We start from the raw sequence: 17,768 nt of genomic DNA, 5'->3' as shown, positions 1-17,768 counted from the left end.
CTCTCCGACTCCGTCGGCAGGCAGCAGAACGGCACAAGGCGGCGCATGCCACAGCACATCTCCGGATCCGACCGGGCGGCGGCGGTACCCCCCGCCGCCCGCGGCTCCAGCGTGCGGCCTCCGGCTCCCTCCTCCCTCGAGGAGCTGTGGAGGTCGTACAAGGCGACCGGTGACGAGCGGCTGCGGGAGCAGCTGATCCTGCACTACTCGCCGCTGGTGAAGTACGTCGCGGGCCGGGTCAGTGTGGGACTTCCGCCCAACGTCGAGCAGGCCGACTTCGTCTCGTCCGGGGTCTTCGGGCTGATCGACGCGATCGAGAAGTTCGACATCGACCGCGAGATCAAGTTCGAGACGTACGCGATCACCCGGATCCGGGGCGCGATGATCGACGAGCTGCGAGCCCTGGACTGGATCCCCCGCTCCGTGCGGCAGAAAGCGCGCAATGTGGAGCGGGCCTACGCGACGCTCGAGGCGAAGCTGCGGCGCAGCCCATCGGAGAGCGAGGTCGCCGCCGAGATGGGGGTCGCGCTGGAGGAACTGCACGCCGTTTTCAGCCAGTTGTCGCTGGCGAATGTCGTGGCCCTCGAGGAGTTGCTGCACGTCGGGGGCGAGGGCGGGGACCGGCTCAGCCTCATGGACACCCTCGAGGACCGTGCGGCGGACAATCCGGTGGAGGTCGCCGAGGACCGGGAGCTGCGCAGGTTCCTGGCGCGGGCGATCAATACGCTGCCCGAGCGGGAGAAGACCGTGGTGACGCTCTACTACTACGAGGGCCTGACACTGGCGGAGATCGGCAATGTGCTCGGGGTGACGGAGAGCCGGGTCAGCCAGATCCACACGAAGTCGGTGCTGCAGCTGCGGGCGAAGCTGGCGGCGTTCGGGCGCTGAGCCGCCGGTGACTCCCTGAGGCGAATCGTCCCTGCCGGATGCGACCGCTCCCGGGCGTCGGGGGCCCGTGCGACTCCCGTCCCGGGCGGCTCGTCCGTAAAGTGGGGCTGTGCCAAGGATTCGAGCGGCCTCTGTGGCCGAGCACCGGTCGATGCAGCGCGGCGCCCTTCTGGACGCGGCGCGTTCCCTGCTGTCCGAAGGGGGGACGGAGGCGCTGACGTTCCCCGCGCTCGCGGAGCGGACGGGGCTCGCGCGGTCCTCCGTGTACGAGTACTTCAAGTCCCGCGCGGCGGTCGTCGAGGAGCTGTGCGAGGTCGACTTCCCGGTGTGGGCCGCGGAGGTCGAGGACGCGATGGCGCGGGCCGCTACGTCGGAGGGCAAGGTCGAGGCGTACGTCCGGGAACAGCTGGCCCTGGTCGGCGACCGGCGGCACCGGGCCGTGGTGGCCATCTCGGCGAGCGAGCTGGACGCGGGGGCCCGGGAGAAGATCCGCGCCGCGCACGGCGGCCTCGTCGCCATGATCGTCGAGGCGCTCGCGGACATGGGGCACGAGCAGCCCCGGCTCGCCGCGATGCTGCTCCAGGGCGTCGTGGACGCGGCGGTCCGCCGTATCGAACTCGGCGCGGCGGAGCATCCGGACGTGATCGTGGACGCGGCGGTGGGGATGGCGCTGCGCGGGGTGCGGGGATAGGGCCGGGCGCTGCGATCGGCTGAGCCACGCTTCCCGGCCCACCGACTCGACTGGGCGGGCCCTCGCGACCTGGCCGCACAAGCTTCCCGCGATCTAGTCACCCGCGCCCCTGCGGCCCGGTCCCGCGCGCCCCGGCGAGCTGGCTGCATGCGCCCGCCCCCCTGTGGCCTAGCCGCCCGCGCCCCTGTGGCCCAGCCACACGCGCCAGCCCGCAACCCCGTCACCCGCGCCCCGCGACGCCAGCCGTTCAGGCCCCAGGCCGACCGCCCGCACTCCCTCCCTGCAGCCCTTCGGCGCACGCGCCCCGCTCTGACGCACGCGCCCTGTGGCACACGACAGCCGCGCTCGCCCCCGGCCCCGCGGTCGTCGCCCACCCCCACACCGGCAGCAACCTCACCCGGGCCCCGCCCACGCCGGACAGGTCCAGCAGCGACAAGGGGTCGAGGTAGGTGTCGGCTCGGCGCAGGCCCCAGTGGAGGCAGGACCGGGTGGGGGCCGGGCAGTGGCCCGTCGGGAGTTGCAGGGTGCCGATCACGTCGCCGGGGGAGACGTCGACGCCCCTCTTCAGCGTGGCCGTCACCGGTTCGTAGGTGGTGCGGAGCGGAGGATCGCCGGTGTGGGCCAGTTCCACCGACACCACGCCCCGGCCCGCGACCTCGCCCGCGAAGGAGACCCGGCCGGCGGCCACCGCACGCACCGGGGCGTCGATCGGGGCCGCGAGGTCGACGCCCCGGTGGCCCGGGCCGTAGGGCGTCGCCGGTGGGGACCAGGCTCGTACCACCGGGGGAGGGGGCCCGTCGCCCACCGGCCAGACGGTACGGGCCGGCTGCCGGTTCGCCCCGGGCGTGCCGTCAGCCGCGTACGCGGGCGGGACCGGACAGCCGCAGAGCGATAGAAGCAGCAGCAGCGACAGCATCAGCGACAACGACAGCATCAGCGGCAACGACAGCGACAACGACAACGACAACGACAGTAGAAGCCGCAGCGGGCGGGTCAGCAGCGGGAGCGTCACGTTGCGTAGTTTTTGCATGGCTCGGACGATCCACGATCGGTACGGTTTCGGGGGATCATGGCCGGGAAACGTGGACTACCGGTCGGTTGTGGACAGCGGCGTCACCCCCCACCTCGCGGGTCCCGTACACTTCATGTGGCGATCCGGGCCACCGGATCGACTTCGCACGCCCCGACACCGAGTCGCGGTGGGTCTCATCAAGCCTTTTCGAGACGCACCGGCTTCGTGCCAAGCGCCCTTCGGTCCCGTACTCACGTACGCGGCAGGCGCGAGCGGGGCGTCAGGAAACAACCGAGAAAACACAAGGAGTACGGCCATGGCCGTCGTCACGATGCGGGAGCTGCTGGAGAGCGGCGTCCACTTCGGTCACCAGACCCGTCGTTGGAACCCGAAGATGAAGCGCTTCATCTTCACGGAGCGCAACGGCATCTACATCATCGACCTGCTCCAGTCGCTGTCGTACATCGACCGCGCCTACGAGTTCGTCAAGGAGACCGTCGCCCACGGCGGCACGGTCATGTTCGTCGGTACGAAGAAGCAGGCGCAGGAGGCGATCGCCGAGCAGGCGACCCGCGTCGGCATGCCCTACGTGAACCAGCGCTGGCTGGGCGGCATGCTCACCAACTTCTCGACCGTCTACAAGCGTCTGCAGCGCCTCAAGGAGCTCGAGCAGATCGACTTCGAGGACGTCGCCGCGTCGGGTCTCACCAAGAAGGAGCTTCTCGTGCTCTCGCGCGAGAAGGCCAAGCTGGAGAAGACCCTCGGTGGTATCCGCGAGATGTCCAAGGTGCCCAGCGCCGTCTGGATCGTGGACACCAAGAAGGAGCACATCGCTGTCGGCGAGGCCCGGAAGCTCAACATCCCGGTCGTCGCGATCCTCGACACGAACTGTGACCCCGACGAGGTCGACTACAAGATCCCGGGCAACGACGACGCGATCCGCTCCGTCACCCTGCTCACCCGCGTGATCGCCGACGCCGTCGCCGAGGGCCTCATCGCCCGTTCCGGCGCCGCGACCGGCGACCAGAAGCCGGGCGAGAAGGCCGCCGCCGAGCCGCTCGCCGAGTGGGAGCGCGACCTGCTCGAGGGCGAGAAGAAGGCCGACGAGAAGCCCGCGGAGGCCCCGGCCGCCGAGGCGCCCGCCGCTGAGGCCCCCGCTGCCGAGGCGCCCGCCGCCGAGGCTCCGGCCACGGAGGCCCCGGCCGCCGACGCCGAGCAGGCCTGACCCGTACGGGTACCGGTAGCCACACCGGTTTCATGAGGTGACGGCGGGGGCCAGCCACAAGCGGGCCCCCGCCGTCCCCCGTGACCTCTTCAGACTTCTCAGACTTCGTAGAGAGAACCAGGATCATGGCGAACTACACCGCCGCTGACGTCAAGAAGCTCCGCGAGCTCACCGGCGCCGGCATGATGGACTGCAAGAAGGCGCTCGACGAGGCCGAGGGCAACGTCGACAAGGCCGTCGAGGCCCTGCGTATCAAGGGCCAGAAGGGCGTCGCCAAGCGCGAGGGCCGTTCGGCCGAGAACGGCGCGGTCGTCTCCCTCATCGCCGACGACAACACCTCCGGTGTCATCGTCGAGCTGAAGTGCGAGACGGACTTCGTCGCCAAGGGCGAGAAGTTCCAGTCGGTCGCCAACGAGCTGGCCGCCCACGTCGCCAAGACGAACCCGGCCGACCTCGAGGCGCTGCTCGCGTCCGAGATCGAGGCCGGCAAGACCGTCCAGGCGTACGTCGACGAGGCCAACGCCACCCTGGGCGAGAAGATCGTCCTGGACCGCTTCGCGCAGTTCACCGGTGGTTACGTGACCGCGTACATGCACCGCACCATGCCTGACCTGCCCCCGCAGATCGGTGTCCTTGTCGAGCTCGACAAGGAGAACGCCGAGATCGCCAAGGGTGTCGCGCAGCACATCGCCGCCTTCGCGCCGAAGTACCTCTCCCGCGAGGACGTCCCGGCCGAGGTCGTCGAGTCCGAGCGCCGCGTCGCCGAGGAGACCACCCGCGCCGAGGGCAAGCCCGAGGCCGCGCTCCCCAAGATCGTCGAGGGGCGTGTCAACGGCTTCTTCAAGGAGGCGACGCTGCTCGGTCAGCCGTACGCCCTCGACAACAAGAAGTCCGTCGAGAAGGTCCTCCAGGAGGCCGGTGTCACCCTGAAGCGCTTCTCGCGCATCAAGGTCGGCATCTGAGTCCGTACGGTCTGTACGGTCCGTACGCGACAGCCGCGAGACCCCGGTAGCCGTTCATAGCCGCTAGGGTCGACAGCAGTCGCCCGGGCACGCGCCGGGCGACCGCAGATGTGACGAGGAGGCCATTGCCGCGCATGGGATGCGAACACCCCATCGGCAGTGGCCTCCTTCGTATGTGTGCCAAGTAAAGAGGCGAGAATTCCATGACCACCACTCAGGCCGACAACGGTGACAAGAGCGACGACGGCAAAGGCGCGGGCCGCTTTCTGCTGAAGCTTTCCGGCGAGGCGTTCGCCGGTGGCGGGGGTCTGGGTGTCGACCCCGACGTGGTGCACGCCATCGCCCGGGAGATCGCGGCCGTGGTCCGCGGCGGGGCGCAGATCGCCGTCGTCATCGGCGGCGGCAACTTCTTCCGCGGCGCCGAGCTGCAGCAGCGCGGCATGGACCGGGCGCGCTCCGACTACATGGGCATGCTCGGCACCGTCATGAACTGCCTCGCCCTCCAGGACTTCCTGGAGAAGGAGGGCATCGACAGCCGCGTGCAGACCGCCATCACGATGGGCCAGGTCGCCGAGCCCTACATCCCGCTGCGCGCCGTGCGCCACCTGGAGAAGGGCCGCGTCGTCATCTTCGGCGCCGGTATGGGCATGCCGTACTTCTCCACCGACACCACCGCCGCGCAGCGCGCCCTGGAGATCCACGCCGAGGCGCTCCTCATGGGCAAGAACGGCGTGGACGGCGTCTACGACTCGGACCCGAAGACCAACCCCGAGGCCGTGAAGTTCGACGCGCTCAGTTACGGCGAGGTCATCACCCGGGACCTCAAGGTCGCCGACATGACCGCGATCACCCTGTGCCGCGACAACGCGCTGCCCATCCTCGTCTTCGAACTGCTGACGTCGGGCAATATCGCCCGGGCCGTCAAGGGTGAGAAGATCGGGACGCTCGTGGGCGACCAGGGCACCCGCGCCTGACCCTCACGTCCGCGCCCCCGTTCTCCGTGCGAGCGTCCGCTCGGGCCCCGCAGAGGGCCTTTGCGGGAGGGCTCGCGGGAGCCAAGGGGGATGGACAATGTCCTGCCGGTCGGACACCGTGCAAGGACACGAGGACTGACGAGGACTGAAGGACACAAGGACGCGCGGGAAACCGCGCGCCAAAGACACGCGACGCAGCCGGCCGCCCCGTGCACGCCGGGCCTCACTCAAGACACGCAGGAGCAAGTGGTGATCGAAGAGACCCTCCTCGAGGCCGAGGAAAAGATGGAGAAGGCCGTCGTGGTCGCCAAGGAGGACTTCGCCGCGATCCGCACCGGTCGTGCGCACCCGGCGATGTTCAACAAGATCGTGGCCGACTACTACGGCGCGCTGACGCCGATCAACCAGCTGGCCTCGTTCTCGGTGCCCGAGCCGCGGATGGCCGTGGTGACCCCGTTCGACAAGAGCGCGCTGCGCAACATCGAGCAGGCGATCCGCGACTCCGACCTCGGCGTCAACCCGAGCAACGACGGCAATATCATTCGTGTGACGTTCCCCGAGCTCACCGAGGAGCGCCGCCGCGACTACATCAAGGTCGCCAAGGGCAAGGCGGAGGACAGCAAGGTCTCCATCCGCTCGGTCCGTCGCAAGGCCAAGGAAGCCATCGACAAGGCGATCAAGGACGGCGACATCGGCGAGGACGAGGGCCGCCGCGGCGAGAAGGAACTCGACGACACCACCGCCAAGTACGTGGCGCAGGTGGACGAGCTGCTCAAGCACAAGGAAGCCGAGCTGCTCGAAGTCTGAGCGAGCGCGGAACATCGAGGTTCGAGGAATCCGTGAACGACTCTTCCTGGGGGGCGCCGTCCGGGCCCGGGTACGTGGGGCCGTCCGGCCGGGGGCCCGCCCATGGTCAAGGGCCCGTCGATGGACAGAGCTCTGTCCATGGCCAGAACCCCGCCCATGACCAGAACCCGGCCAATGGTCAGGGTCAGGGGCAGGGGCAGGGGCAGGGGCCGGTGCACGGCCAAGGACCCGGCTACGGCCCCGAGTCCGGCTACGGTCAGGAGCCCTCGTACGGCCGAGCGCCCTCGTACGACCCGGCGCCCTCGCAGGGCCAGGGTGCCGCGTACGACCAAGGGCGCTCGTACGGCCAGGCGCCCTCGTACGACCAAGGGCGCCCGTACGACCGAGGGCGTCCTCCGGCGGGTCCCGCGTACGAAGGGCACGCGGTTGAGGAGACTCGGCCCATGCCCATCGTGCCCGATATGCCCGACGTGCCCGCCGGTGGTGGGGACGGGGAGCAGGACGACGACCGGGGGGCCGCTCGGCTGAGCGGCCCCTTGTTCCGCGACGACCCGGTCCCGCAGGAGCCCTTGCCCGCCGCAGGGCCGCAGCCGGCCCCGTCGCAACCGGCCCCTCCGCAGCAGCAGCCGTCGCACGCGTCGCAGCCGTCGCACGCCTCGCAGCAGCCGCAGGCAGCGTCGCGGCGTGCGGAGCCCGCGAAGGCGAAGAAGAGCGCGGGCCGGGACCTCGGCGCGGCCATAGGGGTCGGTGTCGGACTCGGCGTCGTGATCATCGCGTCGCTCTTCATCGTCAAGGCCGTCTTCGTCGGCGTGATAGCGGTCGCCGTGGTCGTCGGCCTCTGGGAGCTGACCTCGCGGCTCCAGGAGCGCAAGAGCATCAAGGCGCCGCTCGTGCCGCTCGCCATCGGCGGCGCGGCCATGGTCGTCGCCGGTTACGTGCGCGGTGCCGAGGGTGCCTGGGTGGCCATGGCGCTGACGGCGCTCGCCGTCCTGGTGTGGCGGATGACGGAGCCGCCCGAGGGCTATCTGAAGGACGTGACGGCGGGCGTCTTCGCCGCGTTCTACGTCCCGTTCCTCGCGACCTTCGTGGCGATGATGCTCACCGCGGACGACGGGGCGTGGCGCGTCCTGACGTTCCTGATCCTCACCGTCGTCAGCGACACCGGTGCCTACGCGGTCGGCTGGCGGTTCGGCAAGCACAAGCTCGCCCCGCGCATCAGCCCCGGCAAGACCCGCGAGGGCCTGCTCGGCGCGGTGGCGTTCGCCATGGTGGCCGGCGTGCTCTGCATGCAGTTCATGGTCGACGACGGGGCCTGGTGGCAAGGGCTCGTGCTCGGCGTCTGCGTCGCCGCCAGCGCGACCCTCGGCGACCTCGGCGAGTCCATGATCAAGCGCGACCTCGGCATCAAGGACATGGGCACGCTGCTGCCCGGTCACGGCGGCATCATGGACCGCCTCGACTCCCTGCTGCCGACGGCGCCGGTCGTCTGGCTGCTCCTGGTGCTGTTCGTGGGCTCCTGAACCCTGGTCCGCATTCCTCGCACGGTCGTGCCGGACCTGTACGGGCCTCCGCCTCACGGTGGGGGCCCGTTGCCGTGCGGGGCGGTTGCCGTGGGGCGCCTTGGCGTAAGGTCCGCGTTCATGGGGCGCGCCGAGCGGGACGAGGACGGGATCTATGCGGGCTACACCCCGTGCGCGTGGTGCGACACTTCCATCGATCAGACCGGCCGCCGCAGACGCCGCCGCTACTGCCGTACGGGACACCGCTGGCGCCACTACGGGGCCCGGGTCGGGGTGCTGATCGGCGGGATTCTCGGCTGATCCGCGACGCGTGCGACACTGGATGAGCCATGCCTAAGCCCGGAGAACTGGCAGTGATCCGGCATCAAAAAGGCCCCCGACCTGCGCGTTTGGCGCGGATCGGGGGCCTGTTTTGGCTTACTGGGCCGTCTCTGGGCCGTCAGGCTCAGGAGGTGGCGGCAGGAACACCCGGTCCACGGCGTTCCGGGTGCGCTCCTGGCTCGACGGCATCAGGTGCGCGTACACCCGGAGCGTCAGCGCCGGATCGGTGTGCCCGAGGTACTGGCTCACGGCCTTGATGCTCTCTCCGGCGTCGAGGAGGACGGACGCGTAGAAGTGCCTCAGAGCGTGCATGCCGTGCTCGCGGGCCGACTCGTACTTGCCATCGGGCCCGGCGTCCGGGATGAGGCCAGCGAGCGCCAGAGCGGGCTTCCAGTCCTGGACGTTGAAGTTGCTGCGCCACACGATCCCGTTCGCGGCGTTCGTGAACAGGAGACGGGCCGTCACCCTCGGGCCGTCCGGCTTCCGCCATGGCAGCGTGATCTCAACGGGCTTGAAAGCGTCCATGTGGAGGCGGAGCGCCTCAGCGACGTATGACGGCAGGGGGACATCGCGTTCCTTGCCGCACTTCGGTGGGGCGAACACAGCCTTGCCCCGGATGAGCTTCACCTGCCGGACCACGCGCAGGGTGCCGGCATTGAAGTCGATCGCGTCCTCGGCGAGACCGACGATCTCACCCTGACGGAGGCCGCACCCGGCGCCAGTGTCGACCATGGCCCGGTATCGCTGGGGGAGTGCTGCCCGAACTGCCTGTACCTGAGTGGGCAGCCAGGGGACCACGCGTCGGTGTTCGGCAGTCGGCGGGCGCACGGACTTCGCCGAGCACGGGTTCCGGGACAGAAGTCCGTCGTCCACGGCCGCACTCAGCACGGCACGTACATCGCCGTAGATGTTGCGTGCGTAGGCGCCGCTGACCGCCGGGTTGGCCTCCAGGGCGCTCGTGAGCTGGCGGATGTGCTCGGGGCGGAACGAGTCCAGCGGGCGCGTGCCAATGACCGGGAACGCGTGCAGGCGTAGCCGCTGCTCGGTGACGATCTGGCTGGACAGGTCCGAGGTGTGGGCCTTGAGCCAGTTCTCGGCGTACTTCTTGAAGGTGATCCGCGCGGCGCGAGGATCGATGTAGTTCCCGCGGGACATGTCCGACGCGATGTCGGTCAGCCACTGCTCCGCGAGCCGCTTCTGCCGGTCGGGGAAGCTCTTGGACTTCTCGGAACCGTCCGGGCCGACGTACCGGGCGCGGTAGCGGAGGCCGACGCCATAGCGGTCGCTCTTGACCTTGACGGGCTTGCCGTTGGGGCCGGGCTCTACCTTGAACCAGCGGTCTTGGATGTGTCCGGCCATCAGGCAGCCACCTCCATCTGCGACTTGACCCAGGCGCGAACGTCCTCGGGGTCGAAGCGAAGGTGCCGGCCGACGCGGAAGCCCTTCGGACCTGTGCGCTTACGGCGCCATTGGTAGACGGTCTCGACCGGGACGCCGAGGAGGTCAGCCAGGTCGACCGGGGTCAAGTAGCGGTCCGGTAGCGAGCTGTTCATGCCCACACCTCCATGTCGTCGTTGGGCTGGTCGGCGAGGGCTTCACGGGCGAGTTCGCGGTTGTGCTCGATGTCGCGGCGGATGTTGGCGGCGAGCCAGGATTCGCCGGGGGTGTGGCCGTGTCCGGCGTAGGTCCAGTGGGCGAGGGTGAGTGTGGTTTCCTCGGGGATGTCGTCGGGGTCGGGGAGGCCGAGGGCGGCGCGGTGTTGGGCGGCGCGGTAGTCGGCGCGGACCTGGCGCAGCGCGCCGAGGGTGGTGGAGTAACGGCGGGATTTGGTGGAGAAGTGGCCGCGGAAGCCGAGCATGTGGGCCCAGTCGCGGAGCTTGCGGTCCGGGTAGGCGGGGTGCAGGTCGAGGCAGGCCTCAATGAGGCGCCGGGGGTGGTCGGCTACGCCGAGGAGTTCGAGGGCTTCCTTGTTGCCGATGCGGCGGTCGACGGTGCCGGTGGTCTCGGCTGCTTTGGTGGCGTATTTGGCGACGTAGGAGGCGACGGCCTGTTCGGTGATCTCGGAGCCGTCGCCGAAGGCCTTGATGGGCTGGACGTCGAGCCGGTCTCCCCAGCACAGGACGCGGGCGGGGTGGTCGCCGGAGGCGTCCAGGTCGACGCGGACGCGAGCAGCTGCCGCGTGGATCGCGTCGGTGAGCAGCTGCAGCGTGGCCCAGTGCGGGGGCGGTGTGTCGGGTCCTTCCGGACCGTCGAAGCGGATGACGGCGTGGAAGTGGATGGCGCCGCGCTTTTGGTACTCGGCGACCTTGCCGAAGGAGAGCCGGGACTGTTCCTTGGCTGCCTTCTGGGTGAGTCCGGCGCGGGCGGCGATCTCGCGGCGGAGGTAGATCGTGAAGTAGCGCCACAGGTCGGAGGCGTGGTTGTTCCACAGCACCGAGCCCGCGTAGTCGTACGTCTCCGGGTCGAGCGGGGTGCCCAACTCGGCGGCGTTGTCCGGGTGGTGGGCGCCGCAGCGGCAGGGGCGGGTGCCGGGCAGGTTATGGACCGGGCCGAAGGACGGAGCCGTCAGCGTGGCGAAGACGCGGGGGTGTTCGCGGACGGTGGGCGGGGTGCCCTTGGCCGGGTCGCCGACGAGTCCGGCGCGGATCAGGTGGTAGGTGTCGCCCGCGTAGGTCCAGGCGCAGGACGGGCAGCGGGAGGCACGGCGGTTGCCACAGGCGACCCGAAGGCGTCCACCGGGCTCAATGTCGGTCGAGTACGAGTACAGGACCTGGCCGGTGGTGCGGTCGCGGGTGACGGTGGCGCCCTGGAGGTGGATCGGGTCGGTGCAGCCGCCGGTGCGCTTGATCTGGTCTTGGATGCGGTCGAAGCCGGGGGACCCGGCCACCCTCAGGATGTCGGCGAGGGTGGCCGGGTCCAGGCCCGCCATGGTGGCGGTGTCGGTCATCGCTGTGTCACCGGCCCGCGCGGGTGAGGACGGCGGGCGCGCTCTGGCCTCGGCCCTGGCAGGTGGGGCAGTGGGCGGTGAGGGTCTGGCGGGAGCCGTCGCGGTTGCGCAGGCCGGTGGTGACCTTAACGGTGGGGAAGCCGTCGCAGTCGTGGCAGATGCGCGGGCGGGCAGGGGTGGGCTGGGCCATGATGGAACTTCCTTCCGGATCGTTTGGTTCGGGCAGGAGGCACGGCTCCGGAGCGGGCGAAACTTGGCGGTAGAGGCCGCTCCGGGGCCGGTCAGCGGTGGTGCTTGGTCTCGTTGTTGATGAGCGAGCGGACGACGAGCGCGACGATGGCGAGCGAGCCCGCGGTGATCGCGACGGCCAGGAGCATGGAGACCAGCACGGCGCCGACGACGAGCACGGCCGCGGTGCCGCCGCCGACCAGGAGCGCGAGGGCGCCGGGGGTGAGCTGCACGGTGGGCCGGTTTGTTGCGGCTGGGGCGGGAGCCGGGTGCTGGCAGGAGCAGGCGGCCGGGGCGTGCTGGTGACCGTCCACCACGGTGGTGGCGTTGAGCGGGATGATGTGGCCGGTGGGCTGGTCGTTGACCGGGATCTTCGGGGTGAACACGGGCGGTGCTCCCTTCCGGGGTGGTCAGTTGATGAGGGAGCCGACAGCGGGGCCGAGGAAGCTGTCGGCGATGAGGTAGCCGCCGAGCAGGAGCAGGACCACGAGCCAGATCGGCGGGCGGGTGAGCTTGATGCCGAGCCATCCGACGACGATCACAGCGAGCCAGAGCGGGACATCCATGGCGGGGTCTCCTAGGCGGTGCAGCGGTGGGTGCGGGCGGCGAGTTCGGCGGCGGAGCGGTTGTCATATTCGGCGGAGAAGTCACAGCGCGGAGCGGTGCAGGCGGCGGTGTGGCGCTCGCGGCCGCGTCCGTCAAAGAAGGTGGCGACCTGAACGGGACCGAACTGGCGGACGTTGCGGAAGCGCCGGTAGGCGGTCATGACGGTTGGTCCTTCCTGGTTCAGGCGAGTTGGAGGTGGGCGGCGATCGAGTCGACGACCGGGGCGGGGAGCCCGAGTTGGGCGCGCAGGCTGGCGACGGGCAACGGGGTGCCGGTGGTCGCGCGGTGGTGGTCGGCGAGCTTGCGGGCGTGGTCCAGGAGTGCTGGCGGAACGCTCGCCGGGACCGGCATGGGCTCGGGGGCCGGTTCGGCCGCGGGGAGTTCTGGGGCCGGTTCGGTGGGCTCCGGGATGGTGTCGAGTTCCGGCGCGGTGTCCGTGCGGTGCAGGTCGACGGCGTCCGGTTCTTCGGTCGGCTCCGGCACAGAGGCCGGGGCGGAGGTGGTCTCGGTGGGGGTGTGGACGAGGAGCGTGCCGCCCAGGAAGGCGAGGGCGGGCCATCCGGCGACGAGGACACGCAGCCAGGCCGGGACATGGGCCAGGTCGAGGAGTCCGGCGGTCGCGATGTTGGCGCCGAGCGAGGCGAACAGGGCGATCACGAACCAGACCCAGGCCGCACCGTCACGCCGGTTGGTCCGCAGCCGCCGCCAGGCCGCGACGAGGAGCAGGTCGACACTGATCGGGTAGGCCCAGGCCTTCCAACCGGACTGCCCGGCGGCGTCGGCCAGGTCGTGCAGGTGGGAGAAGGACAGAGCCCCGGCGATCACGGCTTGCACGAGGACGGCGTCCAGACGGATGGAGCGGATCACTGCGGCCCTCCTCAGAGGTTGTCGATGGGCTGGGAAGCCGCGCGCGGGCCGAGCCACAGCAGCAGCTCGGCGCGGACATCCGCATCGGCCGTGCCCTGGTAGGCGGCACGCGCGAGGGTGAGCGCTCCGGTGTAGTCGTCCTCATCGAGGGCCCGCTGCACCGCTCGTACGGCGTGTTCGGTGCTGGGGAGCATGGGTGTGCCTCCCTTCAGTTCAGGCATGGGCGGGGTAGGGACCTGGCGTGAGGCGGTCACGCCGACCGGGAAGCGTGGAGCGTCAGGGAATCGCCGGGGCCGTGGTCGGCATGGGCGGGATCGTCGGCGCCGGGACTGAAACGGCCGGCCGGAAGGGCTCCAGGGCCGGGAGGTCCGGGATCAGGTGGGCGAAGGCCCGGCATACCGTCACGGTGTCGTCGACGGAGGTGTGCGGGGTGCGGATGCGTCCCCAGCCGCCGGAGGCGTCAGCGGCAACGGCCTGTCCGGGTCGGTCGGCGGGGATCGTGCACGCGGCCGGGACGGACTCCGGGGCCACGTCGTTCAAGCCCATTTCGGCGGTCTGTTTGTCGTTGACGCGGTGCACCACCCGGCCGGTGAGCTGGGCCCGGAGCATGGTGGCGCCCTTGCCCAGCTCGGAGCCGAACCGCTGCCCGCAGATCTCCAGGTAGATCCCGACCGCGCGGGCCAGCTGGGCGAGGCGGATCAGCCCGGTGACGATCCGTTCCCGCCGCTCCTCGTCCTTCTTCGAGGAGATCAGGAACAGTTCCGCGATCTCGTCGACCAGGACCACGACCGGCGCCGGGCGCAGATCCTCGGGCAGCTCCCACAGGTCCGAGACGCCGTGCTTGGCCAGAAGGTCGAAGCGGTCTTCCATCTCCGCCACGAGCACATCCACCAGTGACGCGGCATCATCCGGGTTCGTCGCCAGGGCGGACAGCCGCGGGGCGTAGCGGGACTGCTCGACGCCGCGCTTGCAGTCGACGCCGACCAGGGCGACGGGCAGTTGCGCCAGGCCCTTGATCAGGTTGCGCTGGTACATGGACTTGCCCGACTGGTTCGCGCCGAGGGTCAGCGCGTGCGGGATCTCGCGGTAATCCCGCACGTAGGCCGTGCCGTCGTCCCGCAGGGCGACCGGTACCACCAGATCACGCGGGGTGGCCTTCTTCGGCATCCGCACCCGGTGCAGCAGGTCGTGCCCGGTCATCCGCAGTTCCACATAGCCGGGCTTCTTGGCGATCACGTGGACGGAGTGGACGCCCCAGGCGTGCCGCAGTCGCTCGGAGGCCGCAGCCAGGTCGGCGGGTTCCAGACCGGCAGGCAGGCGCAGCGTGACCCGCAGACCGGTCGAGGTGCCCCGCACCCGGCGGATCTTCGGAGGGACCGGCCGGACCTCGCTGCGGGCGACCCGGCGCGACATGAACGCCCGCAGGCCGGACGGCTGCACCGTCAGCCCGCACACGTCCATCGTGTTCCGGTAGGAGAGGGCGAACCGGCCCCAGGCCATCGGCAGACCCACCGCCGCCCAGTACACGCGCGGAGCCTTGTACTTGGCGTAGCCGACGCCACCAGCCGCCGTTATGGCGCCCGACGCCTCCAGCCACATGGTCAGGTCAGCCACGGCTCAGACCCCCGACGTGAGCGCGATCGCGCGGAAGGAGATGCCGTGCCGCTTCTGGCCGTTGAACTCGTTCTCCCAGTCACGGGCCTTGAGACCGGTCACCCGGACCGGCATGCCCGGCGCGAGGCCCTCGGGGATGCCCGTCTCCGGCACGGTCACCTGGTAGAGGTTGCCCTCCCCGTCGTCCGAGACCAACAGGCCCACCGTCGACAGCGGCGCGTTCGTCTCCCGGTCCATGGCCCGCTCGCCCGTCTTCTGGTTCACCAGCTTCGGTGTCGGCGCGGTCGCCACGAACACCACGGCGGTCTGAAGGTCGATCTTGAAGGACGGCATTGTTTCTCCTCTACAAGAGCTTCCCTCCTGCACTCATGTACAGGAGTTATGAGTAGAAGAGTGCCTAACTCATGTACATGAGTCAAGCTACAGCGGCCGACGGCGGGTTAGTTGGCCGTAAAGTGAGCGCCTGTCAGTCCCGAGCGGCGAAGCGGTAGTCGAGAACGAACTGGTCAGCAGCCATGACCGTGTCGCAGACCTCCACCACGCGCCCGGCATCCGTGATCGCGTTTCGGACAAGATGGATCACGGGCGCCCCAGGACTCAGAGCCAACGCGGTTCCCTCGGCCTTGGTCGCGAGGCGGGCGCTGACGGTCTCGATGAACTCCGCGAGCAGGTGGCCGTGCTCTTCGAGGCGGGCGTAGATGCCGCCGCCCCCGGGGTTCTCCGCGAACATCTCCGGGATGTCCTTGATCACGTCCCACGGCAGGTAGGAAGTCGCCTCCTCGGTGGGAACACCATCCCGGAAGTAACGCCGCTTGCGGGCAAGGACTTTGGAGCCTGACGGAACCTCTAGCCGCTCGGCGATCTCCGGTGGTGCGTCAACCGGGCCGACGAACAGCACGTTGACCGACGGGACCCCGCCCGATTGCTCCGCCTCGGCCAGGTATGCAGCCTTCCCGGCCTTGCGGTGAGCCCTACGGAAACGGTCGGATGACTTCCGCTGCACGGGCGGACGCGAGCGCACGAAGGAACCGCGCCCATGGTGAGTCTCGATCAACTGGGTCGCACGGAGTTCCGCTACGGCCTTGCGCACCGTGCCGGATGCCACCCCGTACCGGGTCATCAGATCGGACTCACTGGGTACAGGAGCCCCAGCAGCAAGCGCGCCCGATTGAATCTGCGCAGCCAGGTCGTCCGCGATCTGTAGGTACTTCGCCTTCGCTGAAGATGCCACGTTGCTACTCGCCATAGTCCTACAGTCTCTCCTATTCTCCTGTACATGAGTAACAGCGTCTCCGACAAGCCGTCAATGCCCCTCCACTCCGTATCCGTGGCGGGGATCGTCGTGCGGGATGACGGGCGTGTGCTGGTTATCCGTCGTGCCGACAACGGACGGTGGGAGCCGCCGGGTGGGGTGCTGGAGCGGGACGAGGCCATCGAGGATGGGGTGTGCCGCGAGGTCTATGAAGAGACCGGGATCAAGGTGCACGTCGAGCGGCTCACCGGGGTGTACAAGAACATGACGATCGGGGTCGTGGCCCTGGTCTTCCGGTGCCGGCCGGACGGTGGACACGAACAGCTCTCGGACGAGTCGACCGCGGTGACCTGGCTTGCCCCGGATGAAGCCATGGCCTCGATGAGTGAGGCCTACAGCGTCCGCATCGCAGATGCCCTGACCGACGAGTTGGCGCCCCACATCCGAACCCATGATGGCCGCAACCTCACCGTCCCGGACGCCACCTAGTCCAACTGCCCGGGGCCAGAGAGCTGTTACGAGTTTCTCTACCTCATCAAGCACCCGGCTGCGCTCCGCTCCGCCGGGCGGGCTTCCCGGCTCCGCTCGGGGCTGCGCTCATGCCTTCGGCCCGCGCTGCCCCGGCTGCGCCGACGCCCGCCCACAGTGGATAGGCCCGGAGGTCATGAGGCGAGCACCCGACGACTTCGGCCCACGGTCACAGACGATGCCTCCGGCGGGGGATCGGCCGGCACCGGGTGGGAGGGGGCGCCGTTCCCGGCCGCAGGCCCGTGCGTGGTGAGCGTGGTGGGCTCCCATCCCGTCCACCATCGACCCAGGCAGAGCCGAGCAGACGCGGCCCATGGCGTCCAGGTCGTTCGTACAGTGGCGCGCTCCACCTGGACGCCATGAACCACGCCCGCTCCACGGTGTGTGGGTCGACGGCGGACGGGATGGGAGCTGGGGAGAGTGGGGGTGCATGGCTGTGAGGCTCAGCCTGTATCGATCACGGGGAGTTCAGTCGCTGAGAAGCCAGGTCCAGGCGGCGTAGTAGCAGGCTTCCAAAGGCAACCGCTTCGTAAGCTTCGGCCTCCTCTTCCTTGGGCGGGTTGCCATGAGCCCGAGGGTTTCGCAGGCCAGCCATGGCCCCCATATATAGAAACTTAAATCCCGCCTGCTCACTCTGGCCCGACATTCCATGAGATTTTCGCACGTCTAAACCCGCATCCGAGAACGCTTTAGCCATTAGCGATTGCCCTGATTCGGATAGCTCGCCTGTTACCTTTTGGACCCGGAATTCGATGTGACGGAAAACCGCAAGGACGGCCTGTGTGAAGTGGCCGTCGGCCCAGAGTTCGCCAGCCGCAGAAATCACCTCCGGGTGCATTCCGTCGAGCGTGCGACCCATGCGTAGGGTGTCAGATCTAAGGATGAAATCCTCGCGCCTACGCCAATAATCGGTAATACTTCGAGTCCCGGAAAAGAAGCGAATCCTGCTGTCGACCGACATTCCTGCAGGCACATACATGTCCCAGCCGCCGCTCCTAGATGCGCCGATACACCAGGGCTCAAGTTCCACAATCCCCATCAGGAAATCAACCGGATTGCGGAAGGTGAGTCCCGCAAGTGCAGACTTGACCCGATCGGTCTCCTCGGGGGTGATGCGTACTCGCCCCAAGGTCCATCGACTCTCTTCCCGCTCCTTCTCTGCAGCCTCCGCAAGGATCTCGAAGAAAACCCGCAAGATCGCGTCGGATCCGACGCAGTTGGCAACTCCTGCAAATGTCAGATGTACTTCGCCGATTGAGTTGCGGATGTTGATTTCTTCTGCGGTTTCTCTCGTAAGTCCAGAGGGCAATTCAAGCATGGCCTCGG

At 69.2% G+C, this 17,768-nt stretch carries 23 protein-coding genes; 9 read left to right on the top strand and 14 right to left on the bottom strand.

What is annotated here, in order from left to right; genetic code table 11:
- Positions 1 to 45 precede the first annotated feature (45 nt).
- Positions 46 to 888: an RNA polymerase sigma factor WhiG gene (whiG, locus tag C1N81_RS16820; RefSeq protein WP_394429933.1), complete on the top strand. Its 843-nt coding sequence runs from the start codon at positions 46 to 48 to the stop codon at positions 886 to 888.
- A gap of 133 nt (positions 889 to 1,021) precedes the next feature.
- Entirely contained in the window at positions 1,022 to 1,579 is a 558-nt protein-coding gene (locus tag C1N81_RS16815; RefSeq protein ID WP_394437996.1) for a TetR/AcrR family transcriptional regulator, read from the top strand.
- Between the two features lie 247 nt (positions 1,580 to 1,826).
- Here the strand turns inward: C1N81_RS16815 and C1N81_RS16810 are convergent, their stop codons facing one another.
- Positions 1,827 to 2,495, bottom strand: coding sequence for a M23 family metallopeptidase (locus tag C1N81_RS16810; protein ID WP_394437993.1), 669 nt, complete (start codon positions 2,493 to 2,495; stop codon positions 1,827 to 1,829).
- A 412-nt stretch (positions 2,496 to 2,907) separates the two neighbouring features.
- Between C1N81_RS16810 and rpsB the strand changes: the two genes are divergently transcribed.
- From rpsB to C1N81_RS16780, 6 genes are all read left to right on the top strand, one after another.
- Complete coding sequence (gene rpsB / locus C1N81_RS16805) at positions 2,908 to 3,816, top strand: 30S ribosomal protein S2 (protein WP_394429931.1); 909 nt, start codon at positions 2,908 to 2,910, stop codon at positions 3,814 to 3,816.
- Between the two features lie 125 nt (positions 3,817 to 3,941).
- Positions 3,942 to 4,778 (top strand): translation elongation factor Ts, encoded by an 837-nt coding sequence (gene tsf / locus C1N81_RS16800; protein ID WP_394429929.1) that lies wholly within the window; start codon positions 3,942 to 3,944, stop codon positions 4,776 to 4,778.
- 203 nt (positions 4,779 to 4,981) lie between these two features.
- Entirely contained in the window at positions 4,982 to 5,752 is a 771-nt protein-coding gene (pyrH, locus tag C1N81_RS16795) for a UMP kinase (protein WP_394429927.1), read from the top strand.
- A gap of 249 nt (positions 5,753 to 6,001) precedes the next feature.
- Positions 6,002 to 6,559, top strand: a complete 558-nt coding sequence (frr, locus tag C1N81_RS16790; RefSeq protein WP_324767379.1) for a ribosome recycling factor — start codon at positions 6,002 to 6,004, stop codon at positions 6,557 to 6,559.
- A gap of 212 nt (positions 6,560 to 6,771) precedes the next feature.
- A complete protein-coding gene (locus C1N81_RS16785; protein ID WP_394429925.1) occupies positions 6,772 to 8,079 on the top strand; it encodes a phosphatidate cytidylyltransferase in 1,308 nt (435 codons plus the stop codon).
- Positions 8,080 to 8,199: 120 nt separating this feature from the next.
- Positions 8,200 to 8,379: a hypothetical protein gene (locus C1N81_RS16780; RefSeq protein WP_394429923.1), complete on the top strand. Its 180-nt coding sequence runs from the start codon at positions 8,200 to 8,202 to the stop codon at positions 8,377 to 8,379.
- A gap of 117 nt (positions 8,380 to 8,496) precedes the next feature.
- Here the strand turns inward: C1N81_RS16780 and C1N81_RS16775 are convergent, their stop codons facing one another.
- The 12 genes from C1N81_RS16775 to C1N81_RS16720 all read right to left on the bottom strand — a co-directional run bounded on the left by C1N81_RS16775 (position 8,497) and on the right by C1N81_RS16720 (position 15,908).
- Positions 8,497 to 9,759 carry a tyrosine-type recombinase/integrase gene (locus C1N81_RS16775; protein ID WP_394429921.1) on the bottom strand — a complete coding sequence of 421 codons (1,263 nt, stop codon included), beginning with the start codon at positions 9,757 to 9,759 and terminating at the stop codon, positions 8,497 to 8,499.
- Entirely contained in the window at positions 9,759 to 9,953 is a 195-nt protein-coding gene (locus C1N81_RS16770; protein ID WP_394429919.1) for a helix-turn-helix transcriptional regulator, read from the bottom strand. The genes C1N81_RS16775 and C1N81_RS16770 overlap by 1 nt, the downstream gene beginning before the upstream one ends.
- Entirely contained in the window at positions 9,950 to 11,347 is a 1,398-nt protein-coding gene (repSA, locus tag C1N81_RS16765) for a replication initiator protein RepSA (protein ID WP_394429917.1), read from the bottom strand. Before repSA ends, C1N81_RS16770 begins: the two co-directional genes overlap by 4 nt.
- Positions 11,348 to 11,354: 7 nt before the next feature.
- Positions 11,355 to 11,537, bottom strand: a complete 183-nt coding sequence (locus C1N81_RS16760; RefSeq protein ID WP_394429916.1) for a hypothetical protein — start codon at positions 11,535 to 11,537, stop codon at positions 11,355 to 11,357.
- Positions 11,538 to 11,628: 91 nt separating this feature from the next.
- Positions 11,629 to 11,961, bottom strand: coding sequence for a SpdD-like protein (locus tag C1N81_RS16755; protein ID WP_394429914.1), 333 nt, complete (start codon positions 11,959 to 11,961; stop codon positions 11,629 to 11,631).
- Positions 11,962 to 11,985: 24 nt separating this feature from the next.
- Entirely contained in the window at positions 11,986 to 12,141 is a 156-nt protein-coding gene (locus C1N81_RS16750) for a hypothetical protein (RefSeq protein WP_394429912.1), read from the bottom strand.
- An 11-nt stretch (positions 12,142 to 12,152) separates the two neighbouring features.
- Complete coding sequence (locus C1N81_RS16745) at positions 12,153 to 12,341, bottom strand: mobile element transfer protein (RefSeq protein WP_383525804.1); 189 nt, start codon at positions 12,339 to 12,341, stop codon at positions 12,153 to 12,155.
- A 20-nt stretch (positions 12,342 to 12,361) separates the two neighbouring features.
- Positions 12,362 to 13,048, bottom strand: coding sequence for a DUF2637 domain-containing protein (locus C1N81_RS16740; RefSeq protein ID WP_394429909.1), 687 nt, complete (start codon positions 13,046 to 13,048; stop codon positions 12,362 to 12,364).
- A gap of 11 nt (positions 13,049 to 13,059) precedes the next feature.
- Positions 13,060 to 13,242, bottom strand: a complete 183-nt coding sequence (locus C1N81_RS16735) for a hypothetical protein (protein ID WP_394429907.1) — start codon at positions 13,240 to 13,242, stop codon at positions 13,060 to 13,062.
- A gap of 82 nt (positions 13,243 to 13,324) precedes the next feature.
- Positions 13,325 to 14,662 (bottom strand): FtsK/SpoIIIE domain-containing protein, encoded by a 1,338-nt coding sequence (locus C1N81_RS16730; protein ID WP_394429905.1) that lies wholly within the window; start codon positions 14,660 to 14,662, stop codon positions 13,325 to 13,327.
- A 3-nt stretch (positions 14,663 to 14,665) separates the two neighbouring features.
- Positions 14,666 to 14,995 (bottom strand): SCO3933 family regulatory protein, encoded by a 330-nt coding sequence (locus C1N81_RS16725; protein WP_394429903.1) that lies wholly within the window; start codon positions 14,993 to 14,995, stop codon positions 14,666 to 14,668.
- Between the two features lie 133 nt (positions 14,996 to 15,128).
- Positions 15,129 to 15,908 (bottom strand): GntR family transcriptional regulator, encoded by a 780-nt coding sequence (locus C1N81_RS16720; protein ID WP_394429901.1) that lies wholly within the window; start codon positions 15,906 to 15,908, stop codon positions 15,129 to 15,131.
- 30 nt (positions 15,909 to 15,938) lie between these two features.
- Between C1N81_RS16720 and C1N81_RS16715 the strand changes: the two genes are divergently transcribed.
- Entirely contained in the window at positions 15,939 to 16,403 is a 465-nt protein-coding gene (locus C1N81_RS16715) for an NUDIX hydrolase (RefSeq protein ID WP_394429900.1), read from the top strand.
- Between the two features lie 496 nt (positions 16,404 to 16,899).
- On the opposite strand, the gene C1N81_RS16710 is transcribed toward C1N81_RS16715, so the two are convergent.
- Positions 16,900 to 17,760, bottom strand: coding sequence for a TIGR02391 family protein (locus C1N81_RS16710; RefSeq protein ID WP_394429898.1), 861 nt, complete (start codon positions 17,758 to 17,760; stop codon positions 16,900 to 16,902).
- Positions 17,761 to 17,768 lie beyond the last annotated feature (8 nt).

Source organism: Streptomyces sp. SGAir0957, assembly GCF_043523415.1.
Note: the sequence above shows the minus strand (reverse complement) of the source record. Positions and strands in the feature narration are given on the sequence as shown.